23 protein-coding genes are annotated in these 23,012 nt (G+C 62.9%); 8 read left to right on the top strand and 15 right to left on the bottom strand.

Going from position 1 to position 23,012, the window contains the following annotated elements; translation table 11 throughout:
* Nucleotides 1–55 precede the first annotated feature (55 nt).
* From CO664_RS18280 to CO664_RS18255, 6 genes are all read left to right on the top strand, one after another.
* Entirely contained in the window at nucleotides 56–442 is a 387-nt protein-coding gene (locus CO664_RS18280) for a hypothetical protein (RefSeq protein ID WP_037418140.1), read from the top strand.
* 251 nt (nucleotides 443–693) lie between these two features.
* On the top strand, nucleotides 694–1,260 hold the full coding sequence (locus CO664_RS18275; RefSeq protein ID WP_097526166.1) for a F0F1 ATP synthase subunit delta: 567 nt from the start codon (nucleotides 694–696) through the stop codon (nucleotides 1,258–1,260).
* On the top strand, nucleotides 1,260–2,789 hold the full coding sequence (gene atpA / locus CO664_RS18270) for a F0F1 ATP synthase subunit alpha (RefSeq protein ID WP_037417733.1): 1,530 nt from the start codon (nucleotides 1,260–1,262) through the stop codon (nucleotides 2,787–2,789). The genes CO664_RS18275 and atpA overlap by 1 nt, the downstream gene beginning before the upstream one ends.
* A gap of 27 nt (nucleotides 2,790–2,816) precedes the next feature.
* Entirely contained in the window at nucleotides 2,817–3,698 is an 882-nt protein-coding gene (locus CO664_RS18265) for a F0F1 ATP synthase subunit gamma (protein ID WP_097526167.1), read from the top strand.
* A 24-nt stretch (nucleotides 3,699–3,722) separates the two neighbouring features.
* Nucleotides 3,723–5,240 carry a F0F1 ATP synthase subunit beta gene (atpD, locus tag CO664_RS18260; protein ID WP_037417729.1) on the top strand — a complete coding sequence of 506 codons (1,518 nt, stop codon included), beginning with the start codon at nucleotides 3,723–3,725 and terminating at the stop codon, nucleotides 5,238–5,240.
* 119 nt (nucleotides 5,241–5,359) lie between these two features.
* Entirely contained in the window at nucleotides 5,360–5,764 is a 405-nt protein-coding gene (locus CO664_RS18255; protein WP_037389780.1) for a F0F1 ATP synthase subunit epsilon, read from the top strand.
* 311 nt (nucleotides 5,765–6,075) lie between these two features.
* Here the strand turns inward: CO664_RS18255 and CO664_RS18250 are convergent, their stop codons facing one another.
* A complete protein-coding gene (locus tag CO664_RS18250; protein WP_037417726.1) occupies nucleotides 6,076–7,179 on the bottom strand; it encodes a saccharopine dehydrogenase family protein in 1,104 nt (367 codons plus the stop codon).
* Between the two features lie 124 nt (nucleotides 7,180–7,303).
* Between CO664_RS18250 and CO664_RS18245 the strand changes: the two genes are divergently transcribed.
* Nucleotides 7,304–7,735, top strand: a complete 432-nt coding sequence (locus CO664_RS18245) for an Lrp/AsnC family transcriptional regulator (RefSeq protein ID WP_037389775.1) — start codon at nucleotides 7,304–7,306, stop codon at nucleotides 7,733–7,735.
* A 7-nt stretch (nucleotides 7,736–7,742) separates the two neighbouring features.
* Here the strand turns inward: CO664_RS18245 and CO664_RS18240 are convergent, their stop codons facing one another.
* From CO664_RS18240 to CO664_RS18220, 5 genes are all read right to left on the bottom strand, one after another.
* Nucleotides 7,743–8,639 carry a DUF6030 family protein gene (locus tag CO664_RS18240; protein WP_097526170.1) on the bottom strand — a complete coding sequence of 299 codons (897 nt, stop codon included), beginning with the start codon at nucleotides 8,637–8,639 and terminating at the stop codon, nucleotides 7,743–7,745.
* Nucleotides 8,640–8,824: 185 nt separating this feature from the next.
* Complete coding sequence (locus tag CO664_RS18235) at nucleotides 8,825–9,676, bottom strand: metal ABC transporter permease (RefSeq protein WP_037417723.1); 852 nt, start codon at nucleotides 9,674–9,676, stop codon at nucleotides 8,825–8,827.
* A complete protein-coding gene (locus CO664_RS18230) occupies nucleotides 9,673–10,533 on the bottom strand; it encodes a metal ABC transporter permease (protein WP_097539533.1) in 861 nt (286 codons plus the stop codon). The genes CO664_RS18235 and CO664_RS18230 overlap by 4 nt, the downstream gene beginning before the upstream one ends.
* Entirely contained in the window at nucleotides 10,530–11,459 is a 930-nt protein-coding gene (locus CO664_RS18225) for a manganese/iron ABC transporter ATP-binding protein (protein WP_037417717.1), read from the bottom strand. The genes CO664_RS18230 and CO664_RS18225 overlap by 4 nt, the downstream gene beginning before the upstream one ends.
* Nucleotides 11,456–12,361 carry a metal ABC transporter substrate-binding protein gene (locus CO664_RS18220; protein ID WP_097539532.1) on the bottom strand — a complete coding sequence of 302 codons (906 nt, stop codon included), beginning with the start codon at nucleotides 12,359–12,361 and terminating at the stop codon, nucleotides 11,456–11,458. Before CO664_RS18220 ends, CO664_RS18225 begins: the two co-directional genes overlap by 4 nt.
* Before the next feature lie 123 nt (nucleotides 12,362–12,484).
* Here CO664_RS18220 and CO664_RS18215 point away from each other — a divergent pair, with 123 nt between their 5' ends.
* Nucleotides 12,485–12,913, top strand: coding sequence for a Fur family transcriptional regulator (locus CO664_RS18215; protein WP_037417711.1), 429 nt, complete (start codon nucleotides 12,485–12,487; stop codon nucleotides 12,911–12,913).
* A gap of 46 nt (nucleotides 12,914–12,959) precedes the next feature.
* On the opposite strand, the gene CO664_RS18210 is transcribed toward CO664_RS18215, so the two are convergent.
* From CO664_RS18210 to glpD, 9 genes are all read right to left on the bottom strand, one after another.
* A complete protein-coding gene (locus CO664_RS18210) occupies nucleotides 12,960–13,565 on the bottom strand; it encodes a nucleoside deaminase (RefSeq protein WP_097539531.1) in 606 nt (201 codons plus the stop codon).
* An 80-nt stretch (nucleotides 13,566–13,645) separates the two neighbouring features.
* Nucleotides 13,646–15,118: a nucleobase:cation symporter-2 family protein gene (locus CO664_RS18205; protein ID WP_037418134.1), complete on the bottom strand. Its 1,473-nt coding sequence runs from the start codon at nucleotides 15,116–15,118 to the stop codon at nucleotides 13,646–13,648.
* A gap of 280 nt (nucleotides 15,119–15,398) precedes the next feature.
* The gene (locus CO664_RS18200) at nucleotides 15,399–17,123 is read right to left on the bottom strand and encodes an ABC transporter substrate-binding protein (protein WP_037417705.1); all 1,725 of its coding nucleotides are present in this window, start codon (nucleotides 17,121–17,123) and stop codon (nucleotides 15,399–15,401) included.
* Nucleotides 17,124–17,203: 80 nt separating this feature from the next.
* The gene (locus CO664_RS18195; protein WP_037417702.1) at nucleotides 17,204–17,485 is read right to left on the bottom strand and encodes a DUF2160 domain-containing protein; all 282 of its coding nucleotides are present in this window, start codon (nucleotides 17,483–17,485) and stop codon (nucleotides 17,204–17,206) included.
* Nucleotides 17,486–17,515: 30 nt separating this feature from the next.
* Entirely contained in the window at nucleotides 17,516–18,340 is an 825-nt protein-coding gene (locus CO664_RS18190; protein WP_018235192.1) for a carbohydrate ABC transporter permease, read from the bottom strand.
* A 20-nt stretch (nucleotides 18,341–18,360) separates the two neighbouring features.
* Entirely contained in the window at nucleotides 18,361–19,227 is an 867-nt protein-coding gene (locus CO664_RS18185) for a sugar ABC transporter permease (protein ID WP_097539529.1), read from the bottom strand.
* A gap of 1 nt (nucleotide 19,228) precedes the next feature.
* Nucleotides 19,229–20,299 carry an ABC transporter ATP-binding protein gene (locus tag CO664_RS18180; protein ID WP_097539528.1) on the bottom strand — a complete coding sequence of 357 codons (1,071 nt, stop codon included), beginning with the start codon at nucleotides 20,297–20,299 and terminating at the stop codon, nucleotides 19,229–19,231.
* Between the two features lie 22 nt (nucleotides 20,300–20,321).
* Nucleotides 20,322–21,392, bottom strand: coding sequence for an ABC transporter ATP-binding protein (locus tag CO664_RS18175; RefSeq protein WP_037417693.1), 1,071 nt, complete (start codon nucleotides 21,390–21,392; stop codon nucleotides 20,322–20,324).
* A gap of 41 nt (nucleotides 21,393–21,433) precedes the next feature.
* Entirely contained in the window at nucleotides 21,434–22,951 is a 1,518-nt protein-coding gene (gene glpD / locus CO664_RS18170) for a glycerol-3-phosphate dehydrogenase (RefSeq protein WP_097539527.1), read from the bottom strand.
* Nucleotides 22,952–23,012 lie beyond the last annotated feature (61 nt).

Below are 23,012 nucleotides of genomic sequence, written 5' to 3'. Positions count from 1 at the left end.
ACTGCCGAGAATCGCTTCTCGGCGGAGGCTGTGATGATCTGCCGCGGGGATGGAGATGGAGTTCTATATTCCGACGGAAACCGGGGAATTCCTGGCCTTTTGCGCGGCGGGGGCGGCGATGCTGATCGGCCTCGTCATGCTCTTTGCTCCGCGTCTCGCCTTTCGTGCCGCCGGCATCGGCATCGCCGAGGGCCGGCGCGGCGGATTGGCGGAGGTGCGCTCCACCATGGGCGGCATGCATGTCGGTCTCGGCCTCGGCGCCATCCTGCTCGCCCAGCCGATGGTCTATCTCGCCGTTGGCTCGGCCTTTGCGCTCGCAGCGTTCGGCCGCATATTGTCGATGATGAGCGACAACGGCGCGACGCTTTTCAACTGGGCCGCACTTGTCGTCCAGGCGGCGCTCGCCATCCTGCCGCTCGCCTATGTTTTCGGGTTCATCTGACGAACTCGGGACAGGCGCAAATCCGGGCTCCAGCAATTTACGGCAAAATTCCGTCGAAGGGGGCGGTGTTATGCCGCATTCGTGCCGTTGGCGTGTTGCGAGTCCAAACGTCCTATGCTAGACGAACCGCGAATTGCGGGGGAAGTGGGTCGAAAAGGCCTCGATATCCTGCGAATTATTGCAGCAAATTCAAGATGTTACGCCGGCGGTTCGCCGCTGCTGACGCTCTTGGATGAATTTGAGAGAAGCTTGTGCCCGTGGCCGACACATCCCAGCTTATTTCCGGTGTTGCAGAAAGATATGCGTCCTCGCTTTTCGAGCTCGCCCTGGAGGCTGGTTCCGTCGAGGCGGTCGGTGCCGAACTCGATCGCGTCCAGGCGCTGATCGATGGCAGCGACGATCTGAAGCGGCTGATCGTAAGCCCGGTCTTTTCCGCCGAGGACCAGTTCAAGGCCGTTTCGGCGCTCGTCGCACAGTTCGGCTTCTCCGGTCTGGTCGGCAACTTCCTCAAGGTCGTGGCGCGCAACCGCCGCCTGTTCGCGCTGCCGGGCAGCATCAGGGCGTTCCGCCTGATTGCCGCACGCCACCGCGGCGAAATCACTGCCGACGTCACGTCGGCACATGCGCTCACCGAGGCGCAGCAAAACGAATTGAAGGCGACGCTCAAGGGCGTCACCGGCAAAGACGTGGCGGTCAACGTCACCGTCGACCCGTCTATTCTTGGAGGTCTGATCGTCAAGGTCGGTTCCCGCCAGATTGACACCTCCCTTCGCACCAAACTCTCTACCCTTAAGCTTGCACTGAAAGAGGTCGGCTGATGGATATCCGCGCCGCGGAAATTTCCGCAATTCTCAAAGATCAGATCAAAAATTTCGGCCAGGAAGCAGAAGTCTCCGAAGTCGGCCAGGTGCTCTCCGTCGGTGACGGTATTGCCCGCGTCTACGGCCTCGACAATGTCCAGGCAGGCGAGATGGTCGAATTCCCGGGTGGAATTCGTGGCATGGCGCTGAACCTCGAAGCCGACAATGTCGGTGTGGTTATCTTCGGCTCCGACCGTGACATCAAGGAAGGCGACACCGTCAAGCGGACCGGCGCCATCGTCGACGTTCCGGTCGGTCCGGAACTGCTCGGCCGCGTCGTCGACGCGCTCGGCAACCCGATCGACGGCAAGGGCCCGATCAACGCCAAGCAGCGCGCCCGCGTCGACGTCAAGGCGCCCGGCATCATTCCGCGCAAGTCGGTGCACGAGCCGATGTCGACCGGCCTCAAGGCCATCGACGCGCTCATCCCGGTCGGCCGCGGCCAGCGCGAGCTGGTTATCGGCGACCGCCAGACCGGCAAGACCGCGATCATCCTCGACACGATCCTCAACCAGAAGGCCATTCACGACAATGGTCCTGAAGGTGACAAGCTCTATTGCGTCTACGTCGCCATCGGCCAGAAGCGCTCGACGGTTGCGCAGTTCGTGAAGGTGCTCGAAGAGCGCGGCGCCCTGCAGTACTCGATCATCGTTGCCGCCACGGCTTCCGACCCGGCGCCGATGCAGTACCTCGCACCGTTCGCCGGCTGCGCAATGGGCGAATACTTCCGCGACAACGGCAAGCATGCGCTGATCGGCTATGACGACCTTTCCAAGCAGGCCGTCGCCTACCGCCAGATGTCGCTGCTCTTGCGCCGCCCGCCGGGCCGCGAAGCCTATCCGGGCGACGTCTTCTACCTGCATTCCCGCCTGCTGGAGCGCGCCGCAAAGCTCTCCGACGAAAAGGGCGCTGGCTCGCTGACCGCTCTTCCGGTCATCGAAACGCAGGGCAACGACGTGTCCGCGTTCATCCCGACCAACGTGATCTCAATCACCGACGGCCAGATCTTCCTTGAAACGGACCTGTTCTACCAGGGCATCCGTCCGGCCGTAAACGTCGGTCTGTCGGTTTCGCGCGTCGGCTCCTCGGCCCAGATCAAGGCGATGAAGCAGGTCGCAGGCTCGATCAAGGGCGAGCTCGCCCAGTACCGCGAAATGGCCGCCTTTGCGCAGTTCGGCTCGGACCTCGATGCCGCTACGCAGCGTCTGCTCAACCGCGGCGCCCGCCTGACCGAACTCCTGAAGCAGCCGCAGTTCTCGCCGCTGAAGACGGAAGAGCAGGTCGCGGTGATCTTCGCCGGCGTCAACGGCTACCTCGACAAGCTGCCGGTCAACCAGGTCGGCAAGTTCGAGCACGGGCTGCTTTCCTACCTGCGTTCGGAAGGCAAGGCCGTTCTGGATACCATCCGCACGGAAAAGGCGATCTCGGACGACACCAAGGCCAAGCTGAAGGCTGCCATCGACAGCTTCTCCAAGTCTTTCGCCTGAGCGGACTTCAACTAGGACGGACAACGGATGCCTTCACTTAAGGATCTGAAGAACCGGATCGCCTCCGTCAAGGCGACGCAGAAGATCACCAAGGCGATGAAGATGGTCGCCGCGGCGAAGCTTCGGCGTGCCCAGGAGGCGGCCGAGGCCGCTCGGCCCTATTCGCAGCGCATGGCTGCCGTTCTCGCCAACATCGCCCAGGCGGTCGGCGGGGACGACAGCGCGCCGGCGTTGATGACGGGCACCGGCCGCGACGACACGCACCTCTTGGTCGTCTGCACGGCCGAGCGCGGCCTTTGCGGCGGCTTCAACTCGCAGATCGCCCGCTTTGCCCGCGATCACGTGCGCAAGCTGCTCGCCCAGGGCAAGACGGTCAAGATCATCTGCGTCGGCAAGAAGGGTTTCGATATCCTGCGGCGCGAATTCGCGTCGCTGATCATCGATCGCGTCGACTTGCGCGAGGTCAAGAAGATCGGTTTCGAGAATGCCGACCGGATCGGCCACAAGGTCATCGAACTCTTCGAAAAGGGCGAGTTCGACGTCTGCACCTTGTTCTATTCCGAGTTCAAGTCCGTCATTTCGCAGGTTCCGACCGCCCAGCAGCTCGTTCCGGCCTCGGCCGGCCCGGTTGCTGCCGAGGCAGACAGTGCATCGGCGATCTACGAATACGAACCGGACGCTGGCGCCATCCTCACCGATCTCATTCCGCGCAACATTTCCGTCCAGATCTTCCGGGCCCTGCTCGAGAACGTCGCCGGCGAAATGGGCGCCAAGATGAGTGCCATGGACAATGCGACGCGCAATGCCGGTGAGATGATCAACAAGCTGACGCTCAACTACAACCGTCAGCGGCAGGCGCAGATCACCAAGGAACTCATTGAAATCATCTCGGGCGCGGAAGCGCTCTAAGGTTACGAGAAGAGGGTAAGAATTATGGCTAAGGCAGCTACCCCGAAAGAAACCGCAGCGGCGAAGAAGCCCGCTGCTCCGAAGAAGGCAGCTACCGCCAAGACAGCCGCTGTTGTGGCTACGGGTGCTGTCGGCCGCGTGACGCAGGTCATCGGCGCCGTCGTCGACGTCGCCTTCGAAGAGGGCCAGCTCCCGCAGATCCTGAACGCGCTGGAAACCGACAACAAGGGCAACCGCCTGGTTCTCGAAGTCGCCCAGCATCTCGGCGAAAACTCCGTCCGCACGATCGCCATGGACTCGACCGAAGGTCTGGTTCGCGGCCAGTCGGTCACCGACACCGGCGGCCCGATCTCGGTTCCGGTCGGCAAGGAAACGCTCGGCCGCATCATGAACGTCATCGGCGAGCCGGTCGACGAAGCCGGCCCGGTCGAGACCTCGGCCCGCCGCGCCATCCACCAGGACGCGCCGGCCTATGTCGAACAGTCTACGGAAGCGCAGATCCTGGTCACCGGCATCAAGGTCGTCGACCTGCTCGCACCCTACGCCAAGGGCGGCAAGATCGGCCTCTTCGGCGGTGCAGGCGTCGGCAAGACCGTTCTGATCATGGAACTGATCAACAACGTCGCCAAGGCACACGGCGGCTATTCGGTGTTTGCAGGCGTCGGCGAACGCACCCGCGAAGGCAACGACCTCTACCACGAAATGATCGAATCCGGCGTGAACAAGCACGGCGGTGGCGAAGGCTCGAAGGCTGCGCTGGTTTACGGCCAGATGAACGAGCCGCCGGGCGCCCGCGCCCGCGTCGCGCTCACCGGTCTGACGATCGCCGAGCACTTCCGCGACGAAGGCCAGGACGTTCTGTTCTTCGTCGACAACATCTTCCGCTTCACCCAGGCAGGCTCGGAAGTGTCGGCTCTGCTCGGCCGTATTCCGTCGGCCGTGGGCTATCAGCCGACGCTCGCCACCGACATGGGCGCGATGCAGGAGCGCATCACCACGACGACCAAGGGCTCGATCACCTCGGTGCAGGCGATCTATGTTCCGGCCGACGACTTGACCGATCCGGCGCCGGCGACCTCGTTCGCCCACCTCGACGCGACGACCGTTCTGTCGCGCTCGATCGCCGAAAAGGGCATCTACCCGGCCGTGGACCCGCTCGACTCCACGTCGCGCATGCTCGACCCGATGATCGTCGGCGAAGAACACTACGAAGTGTCGCGCAAGGTCCAGTCGACCCTGCAGCGCTACAAGGCGCTCCAGGACATCATCGCCATCCTCGGCATGGACGAGCTTTCCGAAGAGGACAAGCTCGCCGTTGCCCGCGCCCGCAAGATCGAGCGCTTCCTGTCGCAGCCGTTCTTCGTCGCCGAAGTCTTCACCGGTTCGCCGGGCAAGCTGGTCGCTCTCGAAGACACGATCAAGGGCTTCAAGGGTCTCGTCAACGGCGAGTACGACCACCTGCCGGAAGCCGCCTTCTACATGGTGGGCTCCATTGAGGAAGCCATCGAGAAGGCCAAGAAGCTGGCTGCCGAAGCCGCCTGACAGGCATCGTAAACCGTGGCGCGGGCCTCTCGCGCCGCGGTTTTCATTCCGGCCGCATGGACGCGGCTGAGACGTGCACAGCCGCCGTTCCGCGGCGCGCTTACCAGAAGTGAATGGTCATGGCCGACAGTTTCAATTTCGAGCTTGTTTCCCCGGAGCGCCTGCTGCTTTCCGCGCAGGTGACCGAAGTCGTCATCCCGGCAACCGAGGGTGAGATGACCGTGATGGCCAACCACGCTCCGACCATGACGACCGTCAAGCCGGGCGTCGTTACGGTCAAGACGGCCGACGGCAAGACAGAGCGTTTCGCCGTCTTCGGTGGCTTCGCCGACATCCTGCCGACCGGCTGCACGCTGCTTGCCGAATCGGCGGTGCATGTCGACGAACTCGACCGCACGGTCCTCGAAAACCGCATCGACGAGGCGCGCGCTGAGTTGGAAGGCGCGATCGACGAGAAGAAGACCCGCGTCGAGCAGTTCATCGCCGAACTGACGAGGCTCGGGGAGATCGTCATCCCCGCCTGAAAGGGACATCCCGATAAGGGAAACGACCAATAAGTGCATTGGACCCCGCCTCGAGCGGGGTTTTTTGTGACTGTTTGCTCGCGCTGGACGTCTGGAGCCCGAATTGCCCCTCTCCTCGGGTTTAACCCCGCTCGCGGCGAGAGGGGACTTGAGCGGGCGCGGCATACCCCTTCGCCCCGCTTGCGGGAAGAAGGTGGCCGGCAGGCCGGATGAGGGGGAGATGCGACACTCCAAGTTCCGCTGTAGACACAGAATGCCCGGACTTGGCCCGGGCATTCTCGCTCCATCCGCCTCGTAAGAGGCGTGGCAATCTAGCCCGCCGCGCGTTCCGTTTCGTGCCTCTGGGCGTAGTAGTGGCCGAAGCGGTTGGCGAGGAAGGTGTCGAGGGAAATGTCCTCCTGGCGGACGAAGCCCCTGGTCGGGATCTTTTCTTCGGCTAGCAAGTCGAGAACAGCGCAGATGCTGCCGGCCGTGGTGATCTGGATGCCGCTGTGCATGCGTCCGGCAACGACGCCGCTATAGACCTTGTTGGCATAGGTCTCCTGGATGAGACGGCCCTGGCGGAAGCCGGAGACGGTGACGAAGATGACGACGACGTCCTGGGTTGTGGTCGGCAGGGCGTTCTCGAGGATATCCTTCAGCACCTCGCGGCGGTGGCGCAGGCCGAGATCGTTCAGCAGCGCCTTGAAGATCGCCGCGTGGCCTGGGTAGCGGATCGTCTTGTAGTTGAGCGTCCGAACCTTGCCCTTCAGCGTCTCGCACAGCGTGCCGAGGCCGCCGGAGGTGTTGAAGGCTTCGTAGGTGACGCCGTCGAGCGAAAACTCCTCGCGCTCCTCCATTGCCGGAACCTCGATCAGCGACCCTTCGACGATCGCCTCGCAGGGTTCGATATATTCGTTGATGACGCCGTCGGTGCTCCAGGTGAGATTGTAGTTGAGCGCATTCGACGGATATTGCGGCAGGGCGCCGACGCGCATGCGCACGCTTTCGAGCGTGTCGAAATGCCGGGTCAGATCATTGGCGACGATCGAGATGAAGCCGGGGGCCAGACCGCATTGCGGGATGAAGGCGGTCTTCGCCTCCGTCGCGATCGCCTTGACCTGTCGGGTCGATTCGACGTCTTCGGTGAGGTCGAGATAGTGGATCTCCGCTTCCGCTGCAGCCTCGGCGATCGCGACCGTCAGGTGGAAGGGAGCGGCGCTCAAGACCGCGAACTTGCCGGTCAGCAAGCCGACGAGGGCCTTCCTGTCGGCGATGTCGATGGCGACGGTCGAAATCGCGTCGTGGCTCTCGACCTGCTGCAATTGCTCGGCGCTGCGGTCGGCGATGCAGACGCGGTAATCGCCGGTATGGGCGAGCATCCAGGCAATCGTCGAGCCGATCTTGCCGGCGCCGATGATAACGATGTCTTTCATTCTTTTCCCCCAGGGTATGAGCCTCTTCAGCGGCTATTTTCCTGCGGAGGAGTGTTGATTTGAAGTATCGAAACGAGTAAATCGGAGGGCGACAATCGGCATATCGCCGAAAGAGATCGACGATATGCAGGTCACCGACAAGGACCGCGAACTTCTTGCCATCCTCAGCGACAATGCGCGCATGCCGACGGCGACGATCGCCCGGCGGCTCGGCCTTTCGCGCACCACCGTGCAGGCGCGCATAGAGCGGCTGGAGCGCGAGGGGGTGATCGCCGGGTATGGCGTGCGGCTGGCGGAAAGCTACGAAAAGGGACTGGTGAAGGCACATGTGCTGATCACGATCGCGCCGCGGGCGCTGAGCCGCGTGACGCCGGAGTTGAGCGCGATCCGCGAGATCCGCACCCTGCATTCGGTCAGCGGCAGCTTCGACTTGATCGCCATCGTCGCCGCGGCATCGATCAGCGAGCTGGACCTGCTGATCGATCGGATCGGCGAGATCGAGGGCGTCGAAAAGACGCTGTCGTCGATCATTCTGTCGACCCGCATCGATCGCTGACGCTTCGTCAGCGGACCGTGGTGCTGTCGGTCGGGTCGCCGCCGTCAGGCAAGGTTTCGGTTCTCGGCTGGCGTGGTGCGGGAGTCCTGTTCCAAGTTTCCGGGCCGCGGATGGTGGAAACAATCGAGCCATCCCATGGCGCCAGCCATTTCTCGCGATCGAAGTAAAGCTCGGCGGCGCTTTTCGCCCGCCTGGGCGCCGCCTGGTTGGCGAGGAAGTTGTAGCGTGGCGTGTCGCCGGATTCGCGTTTGAACTGGATGCGGCTGCCGAAGCGCTTGAGATCGAATTCGCTGAGCGCCTGTATCTTCAACGTGACGCTTTCGCTATCGGCCCAGTGCACCTGCTTCAGGAAGACCGAAGCGGCCGTCGCCGCGGCACTGGTAACCGCCTGGGTGTCTTCGGAATGCTCGATGTTGAGCTTCACCCGAAACGAGGTGATTTCATCCTCGTCGCTGCCTTTGACGAAGATGAAGATGGAAGAGCTTGTCGCCGCGCCGGGGCGGACAAAGGACACGAGCGAGGAACATTCCCAGCGGCCGCTCTCGGCCGACTTCCATGCAAGTTCGCGAAAACCGGCCTCGCGCAGGCGCTCGCACAAAGCGCGCGGGTCGCTGCGGATCTGCCGGATGAATTGCTGTTCGGGCGTGCGGAGGTCCGCGAACGTCCGGACCGGCAGCAGCGCCCGCAACGGCTCGGTTTCCTTGGGACGCGGGCGGGCCGCTTCGGGCGCCGGCGTCGGCGCGGCTTCACGGAGCACGTCCTGAAACCCCATCGCCGTCAGCACCTGTTTCAGATTGCGTTGCTCGTTGGCGAGCAGCACAGTCGCCAGGATCGCCGTGAAGACCAGCGCCACGGCGGACAGGAAGAAAGCGACGCCGGAACGGCCTTTCTGCTTCTTCTCCATGCCACCGTCGCTCCGCCTCGGAGAGGGCGATGTCCGCGCGCCCGCTCTACCCCTGAAAGACGGCGCACAATAGGGGATGATGGCGCCGCCGTCCAAGGGGCATCCTGTTCGGAAGAACGAAGTCAGGACCAGCCCAAGAACCCTTCCGCTTGTGGGGCCATAGGTGGGGAGGGGGCTTTGGTGAATTATTCGACGCTCGTCCGCTTCGCTTCCATCCGAGCCGTCCGCCAGGTGGAAAATGCGAAGGCAACGAGGAAGATCGCCGTCATCAGGAGGACGATGGTCGGGGCCGGGGCGCTGTCGATGAAGAAGGAAAGGTAGACGCCCGAGAAGGAGGCGACGACGGCGACGGCGACCGCAGCGATCAGCATGCCGCGAAACGTCCGCGTTACCAGATAAGCGATTGCGCCGGGGGCGATCAGCATGGCGATGGCAAGGATCAATCCGACGGCCTTCAAGGCGCCGACGATCGTCAGTGACAGGATGGCGAGCAGTCCGTAATGCAGCCAGCCGACCGGCAGGCCGACGGCACGCGCCTGGGCCGGATCGAAGGCGTGCAGCAGCAGGTCGCGCCATTTCAGCGAGAGAATGCCGGCGGCGAGGAGTGCGATCAGGCCCGTCTCGAGGATGTCGCCCCAGCCGATGCCGAGCATGTCGCCGAACAGGATGTGGTCGAGATGCACGTCGCTCTGGATGTTCACATAGAGCACGAGGCCAAGGCCGAACATGCCGGAAAAGACGACGCCCATCACCGTGTCCTGCTTGATGCGGCTGTTGTCCTTGAGGTAGCCGGTGAGCAACGCGCAGCACATGCCGGCGGCAAAGGCGCCGACGGCAAGCGGCAGGCCGACGATGTAGGAGATCACGACGCCAGGGAAGACCGCGTGCGAGATGGCGTCGCCCATCAGCGACCAGCCTTTCAGCACCAGGAAACAGGAGAGCATCGCCGTTGGGATCGCCACCAGCACCGAGATCATCAGCGCGTTGCGCATGAACCCGAATTCGAAGACGACAAGGAGCATGTCGAGCGACATCATTGGGTGACCTCCAACGCTTCGGAGGCGCGGCGGCGGGCGGCGATGAGGCCGTGCTTGGGGGCAAGAACGAAGGCGGAGAGGAAGATCAGCGTCTGAAGCACGATGATGATGCCGCCGGTCGCGCCGTCGAGGAAGTAGCTGGCATAGGCGCCGACGAAGCTTGTTGCGGCGCCGATGGCGATGCTGATCAGGATCAGCCGCGGAAAGCGGTCGGTGATCAGATAGGCGGTGGCCCCGGGGGTGACGACCATGGCGATGACGAGAAAGGCGCCGACGGTCTGCAGCGCCGCCACGGTGCAAGCCGAGAGCAGCGTGAAGAACAGCACCTTGATGAGCGTTGTGTTGATGCCGATCGAACGGGCGTGGCTTTCGTCGAAGAAGGTCACCATCAGGTCCTTCCATTTCGCCGAGAGGATCAGGAGCGAGGCGATGCCGATGATGGCGAGCTGCAACGTGTCGGCTGGGGTGATGGCGAGGATGTTGCCGAGCACGATCGTCTGGATGTTCACGGACGTCGGCGACAGCGACACCATGAAGAGGCCGAGGCCGAAGAAGGAGGTGAAGATCAGCCCGATGATCGTATCCTCCTTCAGCCGGGTGCGCTGGTTGAGGAACAGCATGGCGGCGGCGGCAAGCGTGCCGGAAAAGAAGGCGCCGAGGGAGAAGGGGAGGCCGAGCATATAGGCGCCGGCGACGCCCGGCACGATCGCGTGGGAGAGCGCGTCGCCGATCAGCGACCAGCCCTTCAGCATCAGATAGGCGGAGAGGAAGGCGCAGACGGCGCCGACGAGCGCGCTGACCCACATGGCGTTCAGCATGTAGCTATACGTGAACGGCTCCAGAAGCGTTGCGATCATTCCTTGTCCGCCTCGGTTTCGGGCTTGGCCGGTTGGGTCACCATCTGGCCCTTCGCGCCATACATGACGAGCGGCCGTTCATCGTCGGTGATGACGGAAAGCTGGCGGGGATCGGCATCGTCGTGCAGGCTGTCGCCGCCGAGCACGAAATGGCGCAGCACGCCGCCGAAGGCGAGTTCGAGATTGTCGCGGGTGAAGGTGGTCTCGGTGGGCCCGTAGGCGAGAATCGTGTTTTTCAGAAGGATGGTGCGGTCGCAGAATTCCGGCACGCTGCCAAGGTTGTGGGTGGAGACCAGCATCACCCGCCCCTCGTCGCGAAGCGCCACGAGCAGACGGATGATTGCGTCCTCGGTCTTGACGTCGACGCCGGTGAAGGGCTCGTCCAGCAGGATGACGCGACCGTCCTGGGCAAGCGCACGGGCAAGGAAGACGCGCTTTTTCTGGCCGCCGGAAAGCTCGCCGATCTGGCGCTTGCGGAAATCGCTCATGCCGACCCTGGCGAGTGCCGCCTCGACCGCTTCATGGTCGGCCCGCTTCGGCATGCGCAGCATGTTCATGTGGCCGTAGCGGCCCATCATCACCACGTCCTCGACGAGCACCGGGAAATTCCAGTCGACCTCCTCGGCCTGCGGCACATAGGCGACGAGATTCTTCTTCAGCGCCTGCGGGACGCCGAGCCCGAGGATCGAGATGTCGCCCTTGGCGAGCCGGACGAAGCCCATGATGGCCTTGAACAGCGTCGACTTGCCGCTGCCGTTGACCCCGACCAGCGCGGCGATCGTGCCGGTCGGAATTTCGAAGGAGGCGTCCTGCAGGGCGCGGTGGCCGTTGCGGTAGGTGACGGTGGCATTGCGGACGCGAATGCCGCCGCCCTCATCCTGAGGACCCGTCCGCGGAGTAGGTCGGGCCTTTACCTGAAGGTTCATTGCGAAAGACCTTTCGCGATCGTTTCGGACGTAACACGCAGGAGATCGATATAGGTCGGGACCGGTCCGTCGGCCTCGCTCAAGGAATCCACATAGAGCACGCCGCCGTATTTGGCACCCGTCTCGCGCGCCACCTGCTGGGCCGGATCGGGCGAAATGGTGCTTTCGGAGAAGACCACCGGAATGCGGTTGGCCCTGACTGCGTCGATCACCTTGCGCACCTGCTGCGGCGTGCCCTGCTGGTCGGCATTGATCGGCCATAGGTAGAGCTCCTTCAGGCCGAAATCGCGGGCGAGGTAGCTGAAGGCGCCTTCGCTCGAAACCAGCCAGCGCTTTTCCGCCGGGATCTTGTCGAGCTCTGCCTTGATCGGGGCGATGGTGGCCTCGATCCTCTTCTTATAGGCGTCGGCATTGGCCTTGTAGATCTCGGCATTGGCCGGGTCGAACTTCACGAGGGCGTCGCGTATGTTGTCGACATAGATCAGCGCCGCCGAAGGCGACATCCAGGCATGCGGATTCGGCTTGCCCGTATAGGGGCCTTCGGCAATGCCCATTGGCTCGACGCCCTCCGAGACAACGACGCCCGGGATGTCGTCGAAGTTCTGGAAGAACTTTTCGAACCAGAGCTCCAGATTGAGGCCGTTCCAGAGGATCAATTGTGCGTCATGCGCCTTCAGGATGTCGCGCGGTGTCGGCTGATAATTGTGGATCTCGGCGCCGGGCTTGGTGATCGATTCGACGATCGCCGCGTCGCCCGCAACGTTTTGCGCCATGTCGGCAATGACCGTGAAGGTGGTCACCGCCTTGAACTTGTCCGCCGCCGCTGCCGCGCCGGGCAGGAGGGAAAAGGCAGCCATTGCCGCTGCTGCCGTCAGAATCATGCGCCGCGTCCGATCGATCATCCATCACTCCTCAATCTTGAACCTGCGCTATGGGTAGGCGAATGGCCTGCATAAGTCAATGCAAATGAGAACCATTTGCAACTAGCTATTTTCAAAGCCATTGCCCTTGGCTAGTGTCGCCGGATGAGACAAGCCAAGCATCGGATCGCTGAACTGGAGGGAATTCTTCGTGAAGGAGGGGTGCGCGTCACCCGCCAACGGGCGGCGATTCTGAAGATCCTGGCCGAAGCCGAAGACCATCCGGATGCGAGCGAACTGCATCGGCGCGCCAAGGAAATCGACGCGACCGTGTCGCTCTCGACCGTCTACCGCACCCTGTCGGCGCTGGAGCAGCAGGGGGTTGTGCAGCGGCACGCTTTCGAGAATGCTACGGCCCGCTTCGAGACGGCCGACGCGCCGCATCACGACCATCTGATTGACATCGAGACCGGAGCGGTGATCGAGTTCCGCTCCGACAAGATCGAGCAACTGCAGGCGGAAATCGCTGCCGAGCTCGGCTACGACCTGGTGCGCCACCGGCTGGAGCTCTACTGCCGGAAGCGCAAGGATTGAGGGGGAAGGCTCAGTCTTCGACGGAGACCAAGCCGCGAAGGCGGGCTTAGTTCAGCGGAATGGCATTGTTCTCCTTGCCAGCTTGGTAGGCGGAGGAGAGTTCGGCATATTTCCGGCTGATCGCCTCGGCGCGCCGCTGAAGACGAGCGCGATCGATCTCCGGAAGCTCGGCGATCAGATCGGTAATCGATTGGCCCTTCCAGAAGGCGTTCGTCCGATTGTAACCGCCCGGCTCCAGTGTGAAGACTTCCTTGAGGATCTTCAGGTCGTGCGGGATCGAGAAGGAGTCGCGCGAATCCTCGTGGCTGAAGAAATAGTAGAAATTGTCGAAGCCCGCCCAGGTGATCGCCGACAGGCACATGGAGCAGGGTTCGTGCGTCGACAGGAAGATGAGGTCGCGCGAACCCGGGCGCTCGGTGCCCGCCAGTTCGTAGAACCGTTTCAAGGTATGCACTTCGCCGTGCCAGAGCGGATTCTCGATTTCGTTGTTGGTCTCGACGAGGACGATCGAGAGATCGGATTTCCTCAGCAGTGCGGCGCCGAATATCTTGTTGCCGGCAGCGACCCCGGCTTCCGTCGCCGGGATGATGCCGTGTTCCATGGTGGTCAGGAGGGTTTCGAGCAGTCCGAGCATTTCGTGTTCTGGTTGCATGACCGTTCCTTTGTTGTGTTCGCGTCCCTCGGGCGAGGCCACAATTCGATGTGGCGGTTCGGGATTACAGCGTCGCGCGTCTAGTGCGCTTCCGACGCGATCACCGGCACCTCGGTGCCTTTCGCGTCGTAGAGCTTGCCATTGAGAAAATAGTCGCCATCGTGCAGCCGCGCGATATCCTGGTATCGAAGCGTCCGCTCCGTCCCCGCGACGAACACCGATTGCTGGTCGGAGTTGCCGGTGGTCAGGTGGTTGAAGATCAGATTGAGGCTGATTGCCATCAAGGCGGCAGAACTGATGCCGGAATGGAAGATCGTCGCAAACCAGGCCGGGAAGTGCTCGTAGAAGCTGGGGGAGGCGATCGGGATCATGCCGAAGCCGATCGAGGTGGCGACGATAACGAGGTTCATATTGTTGTTGTAGTCGACCTTCGAGAGGGTGCGGATGCCGCTCGCCGCAACCGTGCCGAAGAGCACGATGCCGGCGCCACCGAGCACGGCGCTCGGAACCGCCGCCACGATGCGGCCCATGACCGGCAGCAGCCCGAGCATCACGAGAAATAGGCCGCCCGTCGCCACCACGTAGCGGCTCTTGACGCCGGTGACCGCCACCAGCCCGACATTCTGAGCAAAGGCGCTCTGGGTGAAGGAGCCGAAGACCGGCGCCACGAGGCTCGACAGCATGTCGGCCCTCAAGCCATCGCCAAGCCGGCGCGAATCCACTTTCGTCTCGATGATTTCGCCGACGGCAAGGATGTCCGCCGAGGTCTCGACCAGCGTCACCATGATGACGATGAACATCGACACGATCGCGGCAATCTCGAAGGTCGGATAGCCGAAGTAGAAGACGGTTGGAAGGGCGAAGAAGGGTCCTTCGGCCACTTTGGAGAAATCGGCCATGCCGGCGAAGTAGGCGATGCCGGTGCCGATGATCAGCGCCAGCAGGATCGAGAGCCGCGAGATCGCGGCGCTTCCGAGCTTGCTGAGCAAGAGCACGATGACGAGTGTTACCGCCGCAAGCTGGATATTGGCCGGGCTGCCGAAGTCGGGTGCGGCGCTGTTGCCGCCCATTGCCCAGCGTGCCGCGACCGGCATCAGCGTCAAGCCGATCGTGGTGATCACGATGCCTGTGACGAGCGGCGGGAAGAATCGGGTGACCCGCGAGAAGATCGGCGTGATCAGAAGACCGATCAGCGATGCGGCCATGACCGCCCCCAGCACCGACTGCATGCCGCCATTGCCGGAAATGGCGATCATCGTCGCGACGCCGGAAAAAGATACCCCCTGGACCAGGGGCAACCGGCTTCCGAAGAAAGGCAGGCCGAGAGTCTGCAGGATCGTGGCGAGGCCCCCGGCAAAAAGGGAAGCCGTGACGAGCAGGCCGATCTCGGCGGGACTGAGGCCGGCGGCCTGACCGAGGATCAGCGGCACGGCAACGATGCCGCCATACATTGTAAGCACGTGCTGCAGGCCATAGGCCAGGTTGGCGCCGATGCCGAGCTTTTCATCCTCCGGGCGCGTCTGCGCCGCAGTTTCCTCTGCGCTGTTTGCCAAGGTAATCTCCTCCAATACCTTTGCGTGCATTCCCCACACCTCCTCCACGAGATGGGTGGCAAACTATGGCATCGGCTGCGGAGTCTGACTTTATCGAAAAAGGGGAAACAGTTTGCGGTTGTACTGCGGTAATGCGTTCGGTCAGGTCCTATGCCCCGAACAATGGTGCGGCTCCCAGCCGCAAGGAAAGCGAAAGCCGGAGCTGTTGTCAGCCCCGGCGCCGCATCTCCGTTCGTATGGCGCCGCCCGGACATCCGGGCGGCGCTTTCGTTCGCTGGACTTAGTTGGTCTGCCAGCTCTTGACCAGTTCGTCGTAATTAACGGTGATCGGCTTTTCCTTCTCGTTCTCGACCTTGAGCTGCGGAGCGAGGTTGCCGGCCTTCACCGCTTCGGCGTTCCAGTATTCGAGATCGTGCTCTTCGGCGAGCTTCGGACCGATATCGCCCTGGATGCCGGCGCGCTCGAGGCGCTGCAGCACCTTCTCCTGCTCGGCGCAAAGCGAGTCCATGGCTTCCTGCGCCGTCTTGGCGCCGGAAGACGCATCGCCGATCGCCTGCCACCACAGCTGGGCCAGCTTCGGATAATCAGGCACGTTCGTGCCGGTCGGCGACCATTGCAGGCGGGCCGGCGAACGGTAGAACTCGATCAGCCCGCCAAGCTTCGGAGCGCGCTCGGTGAAGCTCGGATGGTCGAGGGTCGACTGGCGGATGAAGGTGAGGCCGACATGGCTCTTTTTCACGTCGATGGTCTTCGAGGTGACGAACTGTGCGTAGAGCCAGGCGGCCTTGGCGCGGTCGTCCGGGGTCGACTTCAGAAGCGTCCAGGAGCCGGCGTCCTGATAGCCGAGCTTCATGCCGTCCTTCCAGTAAACGCCGTGCGGCGACGGGGCCATGCGCCATTTCGGCGTGCCGTCGGCGTTGACGACCGGCAGGCCGTCCTTGACCATGTCGGCGGTGAAGGCCGTGTACCAGAACATCTGCTGGGCGATCGCACCCTGGGCCGGAACCGGACCGGATTCGGAGAAGGTCATCCCTTGAGCTTCCGGCGGAGCGTAGTTCTTCAGCCAGGTCAGGTATTTCTCGATCGAATAGACTGCAGCCGGGCCGTTGGTGTCGCCGCCGCGTGCGACGCAGGAGCCGACCGGACGCGAGTTCTCGTCGACCTTGATGCCCCACTCGTCGACCGGGCGGCCGTTCGGGATGCCCTTGTCGCCGTTGCCGGCCATCGACAGCCAGGCGTCGGTGAAGCGCCAGCCGAGCGACGGGTCCTTCTTGCCGTAGTCCATGTGGCCATAGACCTTCTTACCGTCGATCTCTCGGCCGTTGAAGAACTCGGCAATGTCCTCATAGGCCGACCAGTTGACCGGAACGCCGAGGTCGTAGCCGTACTTGGCCTTGAACTCTTCCTGAATCTTAGGATCGTTGAACCAGTCGTAGCGGAACCAATAGAGGTTGGCGAACTGCTGGTCGGGAAGCTGGTAGAGCTTGCCGTCCGGTGCGGTGGTGAAGGACTTGCCGATGAAGTCGTCGATGTCGAGGTTCGGGTTGGTGACGTCCTTGCCCTCGTTGGCCATCCAGTCGGTCAGGTTGCGGGCCTGCTGGTAGCGCCAATGGGTGCCGATGAGGTCGGAGTCGTTGATATAGGCGTCGTAGACGTTCTCGCCCGACTGCATCTGCGTCTGCAGCTTTTCGACGACGTCGCCTTCGCCGATCAGGTCGTGGGTGACCTTGATTCCAGTGATGTCGGAGAAGGCCTTGGCCAGGGTCTTCGCTTCATACTCGTGCGTGGTAATCGTTTCGGAAACGACCTTGATCTCCATGCCGGCAAAGGGCTTCGCCGCATCGACGAACCATTGCATTTCCGCTTCCTGGGACGCGCGGTCGAGCGAGGAGAGATCGCCGATTTCCTTGTCGAGGAACTGCTTCGCCTCGTCCATGCCGGCGAAGGCCGTCCCGGTAAGTGCCAGCAGCATCGCCGCCGTCGTAGTCAAAAGATGCCGTCGCATAAATTTCCTCCCTTTGGGTTTTGCGATTGCGTTTCCTTGCAGTTTCGAAGGGCGCAACCGGCGCCCTTCATTCCGATGCCTCAGACGTAGCGGAACACGGCGACGGCGTAGATCACCGAGAGGGCAACCGCCCACCAGAGATTTGCGCCGACCAGCCCGAGCCAACCGAGGTGAATGAATGCGCTTCCGAGCAGCGAGACGAAGAGCCGGTCACCGCGGGTCGTCTCGAAGCGCAGGACCCCGACGCGTGGGTTTCCGCCTGGCGAGACATATTCCCAGACGCCCATGCCGACGAGCATCAGCGCGATCGCCAGGAAAAACAGCGCTGTCGGCAGCGTCCATGCCATCCATGAAAAGTCCATTGGCGAAATCTCCCTTGAATAGTTTCAGCTCTAGACGCGGCCGAGCGCGAAGCCCTTGGCGATGTAATTGCGGACGAAGTAGATGACGAGCGCGCCCGGGATGATCGTCAGCACGCCGGCGGCGGCAAGCACGCCCCAGTCGAGACCGGAGGCCGAAACCGTCCGCGTCATCGTCGCGGCGATCGGCTTGGCGTCGGTGGTCGTCAGCGTGCGGGCGATCAGAAGTTCGACCCAGGAGAACATGAAGCAGAAGAACGCGGCGACGCCGATGCCCGAGGCGATCAACGGCACGAAGATCTTCACGAAGAAGCGCGGGAAGGAATAGCCGTCGATATAGGCGGTCTCGTCGATCTCCTTCGGCACGCCGGACATGAAGCCCTCGAGGATCCAGACGGCGAGCGGCACGTTGAACAGGCAGTGGGCGATCGCCACGGCGATATGTGTGTCGATCAGGCCGAAGGCGGAATAGAGCTGGAAGAACGGCAGCGCGAACACCGCCGGGGGCGCCATCCGGTTGGTCAGGAGCCAGAAGAATAGGTGCTTGTCGCCGAGGAAGCGGTAGCGCGAGAAGGCATAGGCCGCCGGCAGCGCCACGCTGACCGAGATCAGTGTGTTCATCACCACGTAGGTGATCGAGTTGATGTAGCCGTTGTACCACGAGGGGTCGGTGAAGATCACCGCGTAATTGCGGAGCGTCGGGTTCTGCGGCCAGAGCGAAAAGGTGCTGAGGATCTCGCTCGTCTCCTTGAAGCTCATGTTGACGAGCCAGTAGATCGGCAGGAGCAGGAAGACGATGTAGATCGTCGGCACCAGCCAGGAGAGGCGCTGCGAAAGCGGTTGCTTGTTGGTCATCATGATGTCTCCTCCCTTCTTTCTCAGCCCTGCGCGTCGCTGGTGGTCATCACGGTGTAGAAGATCCACGACAAGAGCAGGATGATGAGGAAGTAGATGATCGAGAGGGCTGCGGCGGGGCCGAGATCGAACTGGCCGATCGCCATCTTGACGAGATCGATCGACAGGAAGGTCGTCGAGTTGCCCGGACCGCCGCCGGTGACGACGAAGGGTTCCGTATAGATCATGAAGCTGTCCATGAAGCGCAGCAGGAAGGCAATCAAGAGCACCCGCTTCATCTTCGGCAGCTGTATGTAGCGGAACACGGACCAGCGCGAGGCGCCGTCGATCTTGGCGGCCTGGTAATAGGCATCCGGGATCGACACGAGGCCGGCATAGCAGAGCAGCACGACGAGGCTCGTCCAGTGCCAGACGTCCATGATGATCAGCGTCACCCAGGCGTCGAGCGGGTTTTGCACGTAGTTGTAGTTGATGCCGAGCGTGGCGAGCGTGCGGCCGAGCAGGCCGATGTCGACCCGGCCGAAGACCTGCCAGATGGTGCCGACGACGTTCCACGGGATCAACAGCGGCAGCGCCATCAGCACCAGGCAGATCGGCACGCCGATCCCCTTCTTCGGCATGTTGAGGGCGATCACGATGCCGAGCGGGATCTCGATCGCCAGGATGATCGCCGAGAAGACCAGGTTGCGGGTCAGCGCATCCCAGAAGCGATCGGATTCGAGCACGTCCATGAACCAGTCGGTGCCGGCCCAGAAGAATTCGTTGTTGCCGAAGGTGTCCTGTACCGAATAGTTGACGACGGTCATCAGCGGGATCACCGCCGAGAAGGCGACGAGCACCAGAACCGGCAGGACCATGAACCAGGCCTTGTTGTTCGAGGTCTTTTCCATGTCAGGCCTCCTCGCCGATGCGCCAGGAATCGGCGTAGATATTGATTGCCTTCGGGTCGAAGGTGACGCGCGGTTCGGCGGGGATCTCGCCGTCCTCGTCGACGATGATCGAGATAGGCCGGTCGGCGAAGCGGGCGCGGACGATCTTGTGGCGGCCGATATCCTCGACCTTGGTGATCGCCACCGGCATGCCCTCGCGGCCCAGCGAGATGAATTCCGGCCGAATGCCGAGCTCGGTCTTGGCGCCGGGCGCCACCTGCGGCTTGAAATTAAGGGCGATGCTCTCGCCGCCGACCGCTGCCCTGTTGCCGGCGATCTCGGCCGGCAGGACGTTCATGCCCGGCGAGCCAATGAAATAGCCGACGAAGGTGTGGCGCGGACACTCGAAGAGCTCGGCCGGCGTGCCGATCTGGACGATCTGGCCGTCATACATGACGACGACCTTGTCGGCGAAGGTGAGCGCCTCGGTCTGGTCGTGGGTGACATAGACCATGGTGAAGCCGAACTGCTTGTGCAGGCGCTTGATCTGCGAGCGCAGTACCCATTTCATCTCGGGATCGATGACGGTCAGCGGCTCGTCGAACAGGATGGCGCTGACGTCGGAGCGCACCAGGCCGCGGCCGAGCGAGATCTTCTGCTTCTGGTCGGCGGTCAGCCCCCGCGCGGTCTTGTTCGCCCAGCCGCCGAGGCCGGTCATTTCGATGATCTCCTTGACGCGGTGGTCGACCTCGGCCTCCGGCACATGGCGGTTGCGCAAGGGGAAGGCGAGATTGTCGTAGACGGTCATGGTGTCGTAGATGACCGGAAACTGGAACACCTGGGCGATGTTGCGATGCTGCGTCGTCAGCTGCGTCACGTCGGTGCCGTCGAACAGGATGCGGCCTTCCGACGGGTTGATCAGCCCCGAAATGATGTTGAGCAGCGTGGTCTTGCCGCAGCCGGAAGGACCGAGCAGCGCATAGGCGCCGCCGTCGTTCCATTCGTGATGGACTTCCTTCAGCGCGTAGTCGGCTTCCGACTTGGGCTTGGCGCCATAGGCGTGGCGGATATGTTCGAGATTGATGCGTGCCATGGTCTCCTCCCAGCGCCTCCCTTTACGCGGTCCCGCCGGTCGCCCGGCCGTCCGGCCCGAAGGCCATCAGGTGGCGGGTGTCGACGAAGACCTCGAGGGTCGCGTCCGGTTCGATGTCGTGAATGCCGGGCGCCAGCATGACCCAGCGCGCATCGGCGAAGCCGACGTGAATAAAGCTTTCCGACCCGGCGATCTCGGAAATCGCCGTCTTGACGGTGAGCGGATTGCCACTGCCGTCGGGGTGGTCGAGAGAGATGTGGTGCGGCTGGAAGGCGACCGTGCACGGCCCGTCGGCAACAGCCGCGAGATGCGCGGGAACGGAAAGCACCGGCTTACCTTCGAGCGTGAAATGGGAACCGGCTTTCACCAGCGCGATCGTGTTGAGCGGCGGATCGGCGAAGGTGCGGGCGGTGACGATGTCCACCGGGCGGCGGTAGACGTCGATGGTGCTGCCGAACTGGGTGATGCGGCCCTCGCTCAAGGCGGCGGTATTGCCACCGAGCAGCAGCGCTTCCGAAGGTTCCGTCGTCGCATAGACGAAGATCGCGCCGGAAGCCGCGAAGATCTTCGGCAGTTCCTCGCGCAGTTCCTCGCGCAGCTTGTAGTCGAGATTGGCGAGCGGCTCGTCAAGCAGCACCAGGTCGGCATTCTTGACGATGGCGCGGGCAAGCGCGGTGCGCTGCTGCTGGCCGCCGGAGAGATTGAGCGGCGTGCGGTCGAGATAGGGGGTGAGCTTCAGGAGCTCGGCGGCCTTGCGGACCTCCCGGTCGATTGTGGCGTTGTCGACACCCTTGATCCGCATCGGCGAGGCAATGTTGTCGTAGACCGTCATCGCCGGATAGTTGATGAACTGCTGGTAAACCATGGCGACGGAGCGCTGCTGGACCCGCACGCCGGTGACGTCGGCGCCGTCGAAATGGATCGAACCGGAGGCGGGTTTGTCGAGGCCAGCCATCAGCCGCATCAGCGACGTCTTGCCGGACAGCGTCGGGCCGAGCAGCACGTTGAGCGACCCGCGCTCCAGCACAAGGTCGGTCGGGTGGATATGCGTTTCCCCGCCCACGACCTTGGATATGTTCTTCATTGCAAGCATCGAATTCTCCACCCAGCCATCGGCATTTCAGTTGCAGGACATCAGGCGGCGGCGCTGGCCGCGTCCCGCATGTATTCCTCCAGCTCCGCTACTTCCGCCCGCGACAGCTTCAGTCCCAGCTTTGTCCGGCGCCAAAGCACGTCCTCCGCACGCAATGCCCATTCCTGTGCGATGAGCCAATCGACCTCGGCCGCATAGAGATCGGCTCCGAAGCGCCTTCCGAGATCGGCCTCGCTTGCGGCATTGTCGAGAAGCTGCTTCGCGCGCGTGCCATACAGGCGCACCAGTCGGCGGGCATGCGAAGCCGCCAGAAAGGGATAGTGCGCTTTCAATTTGGAGACCTCGGCATCGTAACCCGCAGCCGGAAAATCGCCGCCCGGCAGATGCGATCCGGCCGTCCACTTGCCGCCCTTGGCCCCGATCGCTTCACCGATCTTATCGAGTGCCGCTTCGGCCAGCCGCCGGTAGGTCGTGAGCTTGCCGCCGAAGATATTGAGGAGCGGCGCCTGGCCGGTCTGGCCTTCGAGACGCAGCACATAGTCGCGCGTCGCCTCCTGCGCCTTGCTTGCCCCGTCGTCATAGAGCGGGCGGACCGCCGAATAGGTCCAGACAATGTCGTCCTTAGTCACCGGATCGCTGAAATACTCACTCGCCGATCTGCAGAGATAATCGATCTCGGCGTCGCTGATGCGCACCTCGGCCGGATTGCCGGTGAAATCCCGGTCGGTGGTGCCGATCAGGGTGAAATCGTCTTGGTAGGGAATGGCGAACATGATCCGTCCGTCCGGGTTCTGGAAGAAATAGGCGCGCGGATCGTCGAACTTCTTTCTCAGGACGATGTGGCTGCCCTGGACCAGGCGGACATTGTGGACGTCGTTCTTGCCGATCGCATCGGCGAGCACTCGGTCGACCCAGGGGCCGGTGGCATTGACGAGCAGACGGGCGCGCACCGTTTCGCGCTTGCCGGTAAGCGCGTCCTCGGTTTCGACCACCCAGCGGCCGTCGCCGCGGCGGGCCGAGACGACGCGGGTGCGGGCCATGATCCTTGCGCCGCGGTCGGCGGCATCGCGGGCGTTCAGCACCACCAGCCGGGCATCGTCGACCCAGCCGTCGGAATATTCGAAGGCCTTGACGAAGAGGCGCTTCAGCGGCGCGGCGGCCGGATCGCGGGTCATGTCCAGCGTGCTCGTCGCCGGCAGCAGCTTGCGGCCGCCGATATGGTCGTAAAGAAAGAGGCCGAGGCGGATCAGCCAGGCCGGCCGCAGGCCGCCCTTGTGATAGGGTAGAACGAAGCGCATCGGCCAGATGACATGCGGCGCCATTGCCCAGAGCACCTCGCGCTCCATCAGCGCCTCGCGCACCAGCCGGAACTCGTAATGCTCGAGATAGCGCAGGCCGCCATGAATGAGCTTGGTGGAGCCGGACGAGGTGCCGGAGGCGAAGTCGTCCATTTCGGCAAGGGCGACCGAATATCCCCGGCCGACCGCATCACGCGCAATGCCGCATCCGTTGATGCCGCCGCCTATGACAAAGACGTCGAAGATTGCCTGCTCTGTCACCGCGATTGCCCCTCCACTTTTCGCAATGCACAAATTTATGTCATCGCGAAAGTGAAGGCAG

Source organism: Sinorhizobium sp. NG07B (genome assembly GCF_002532005.1).
Lineage (GTDB): Bacteria > Pseudomonadota > Alphaproteobacteria > Rhizobiales > Rhizobiaceae > Sinorhizobium > Sinorhizobium fredii_C.
Note: the sequence above shows the minus strand (reverse complement) of the source record. Positions and strands in the feature narration are given on the sequence as shown.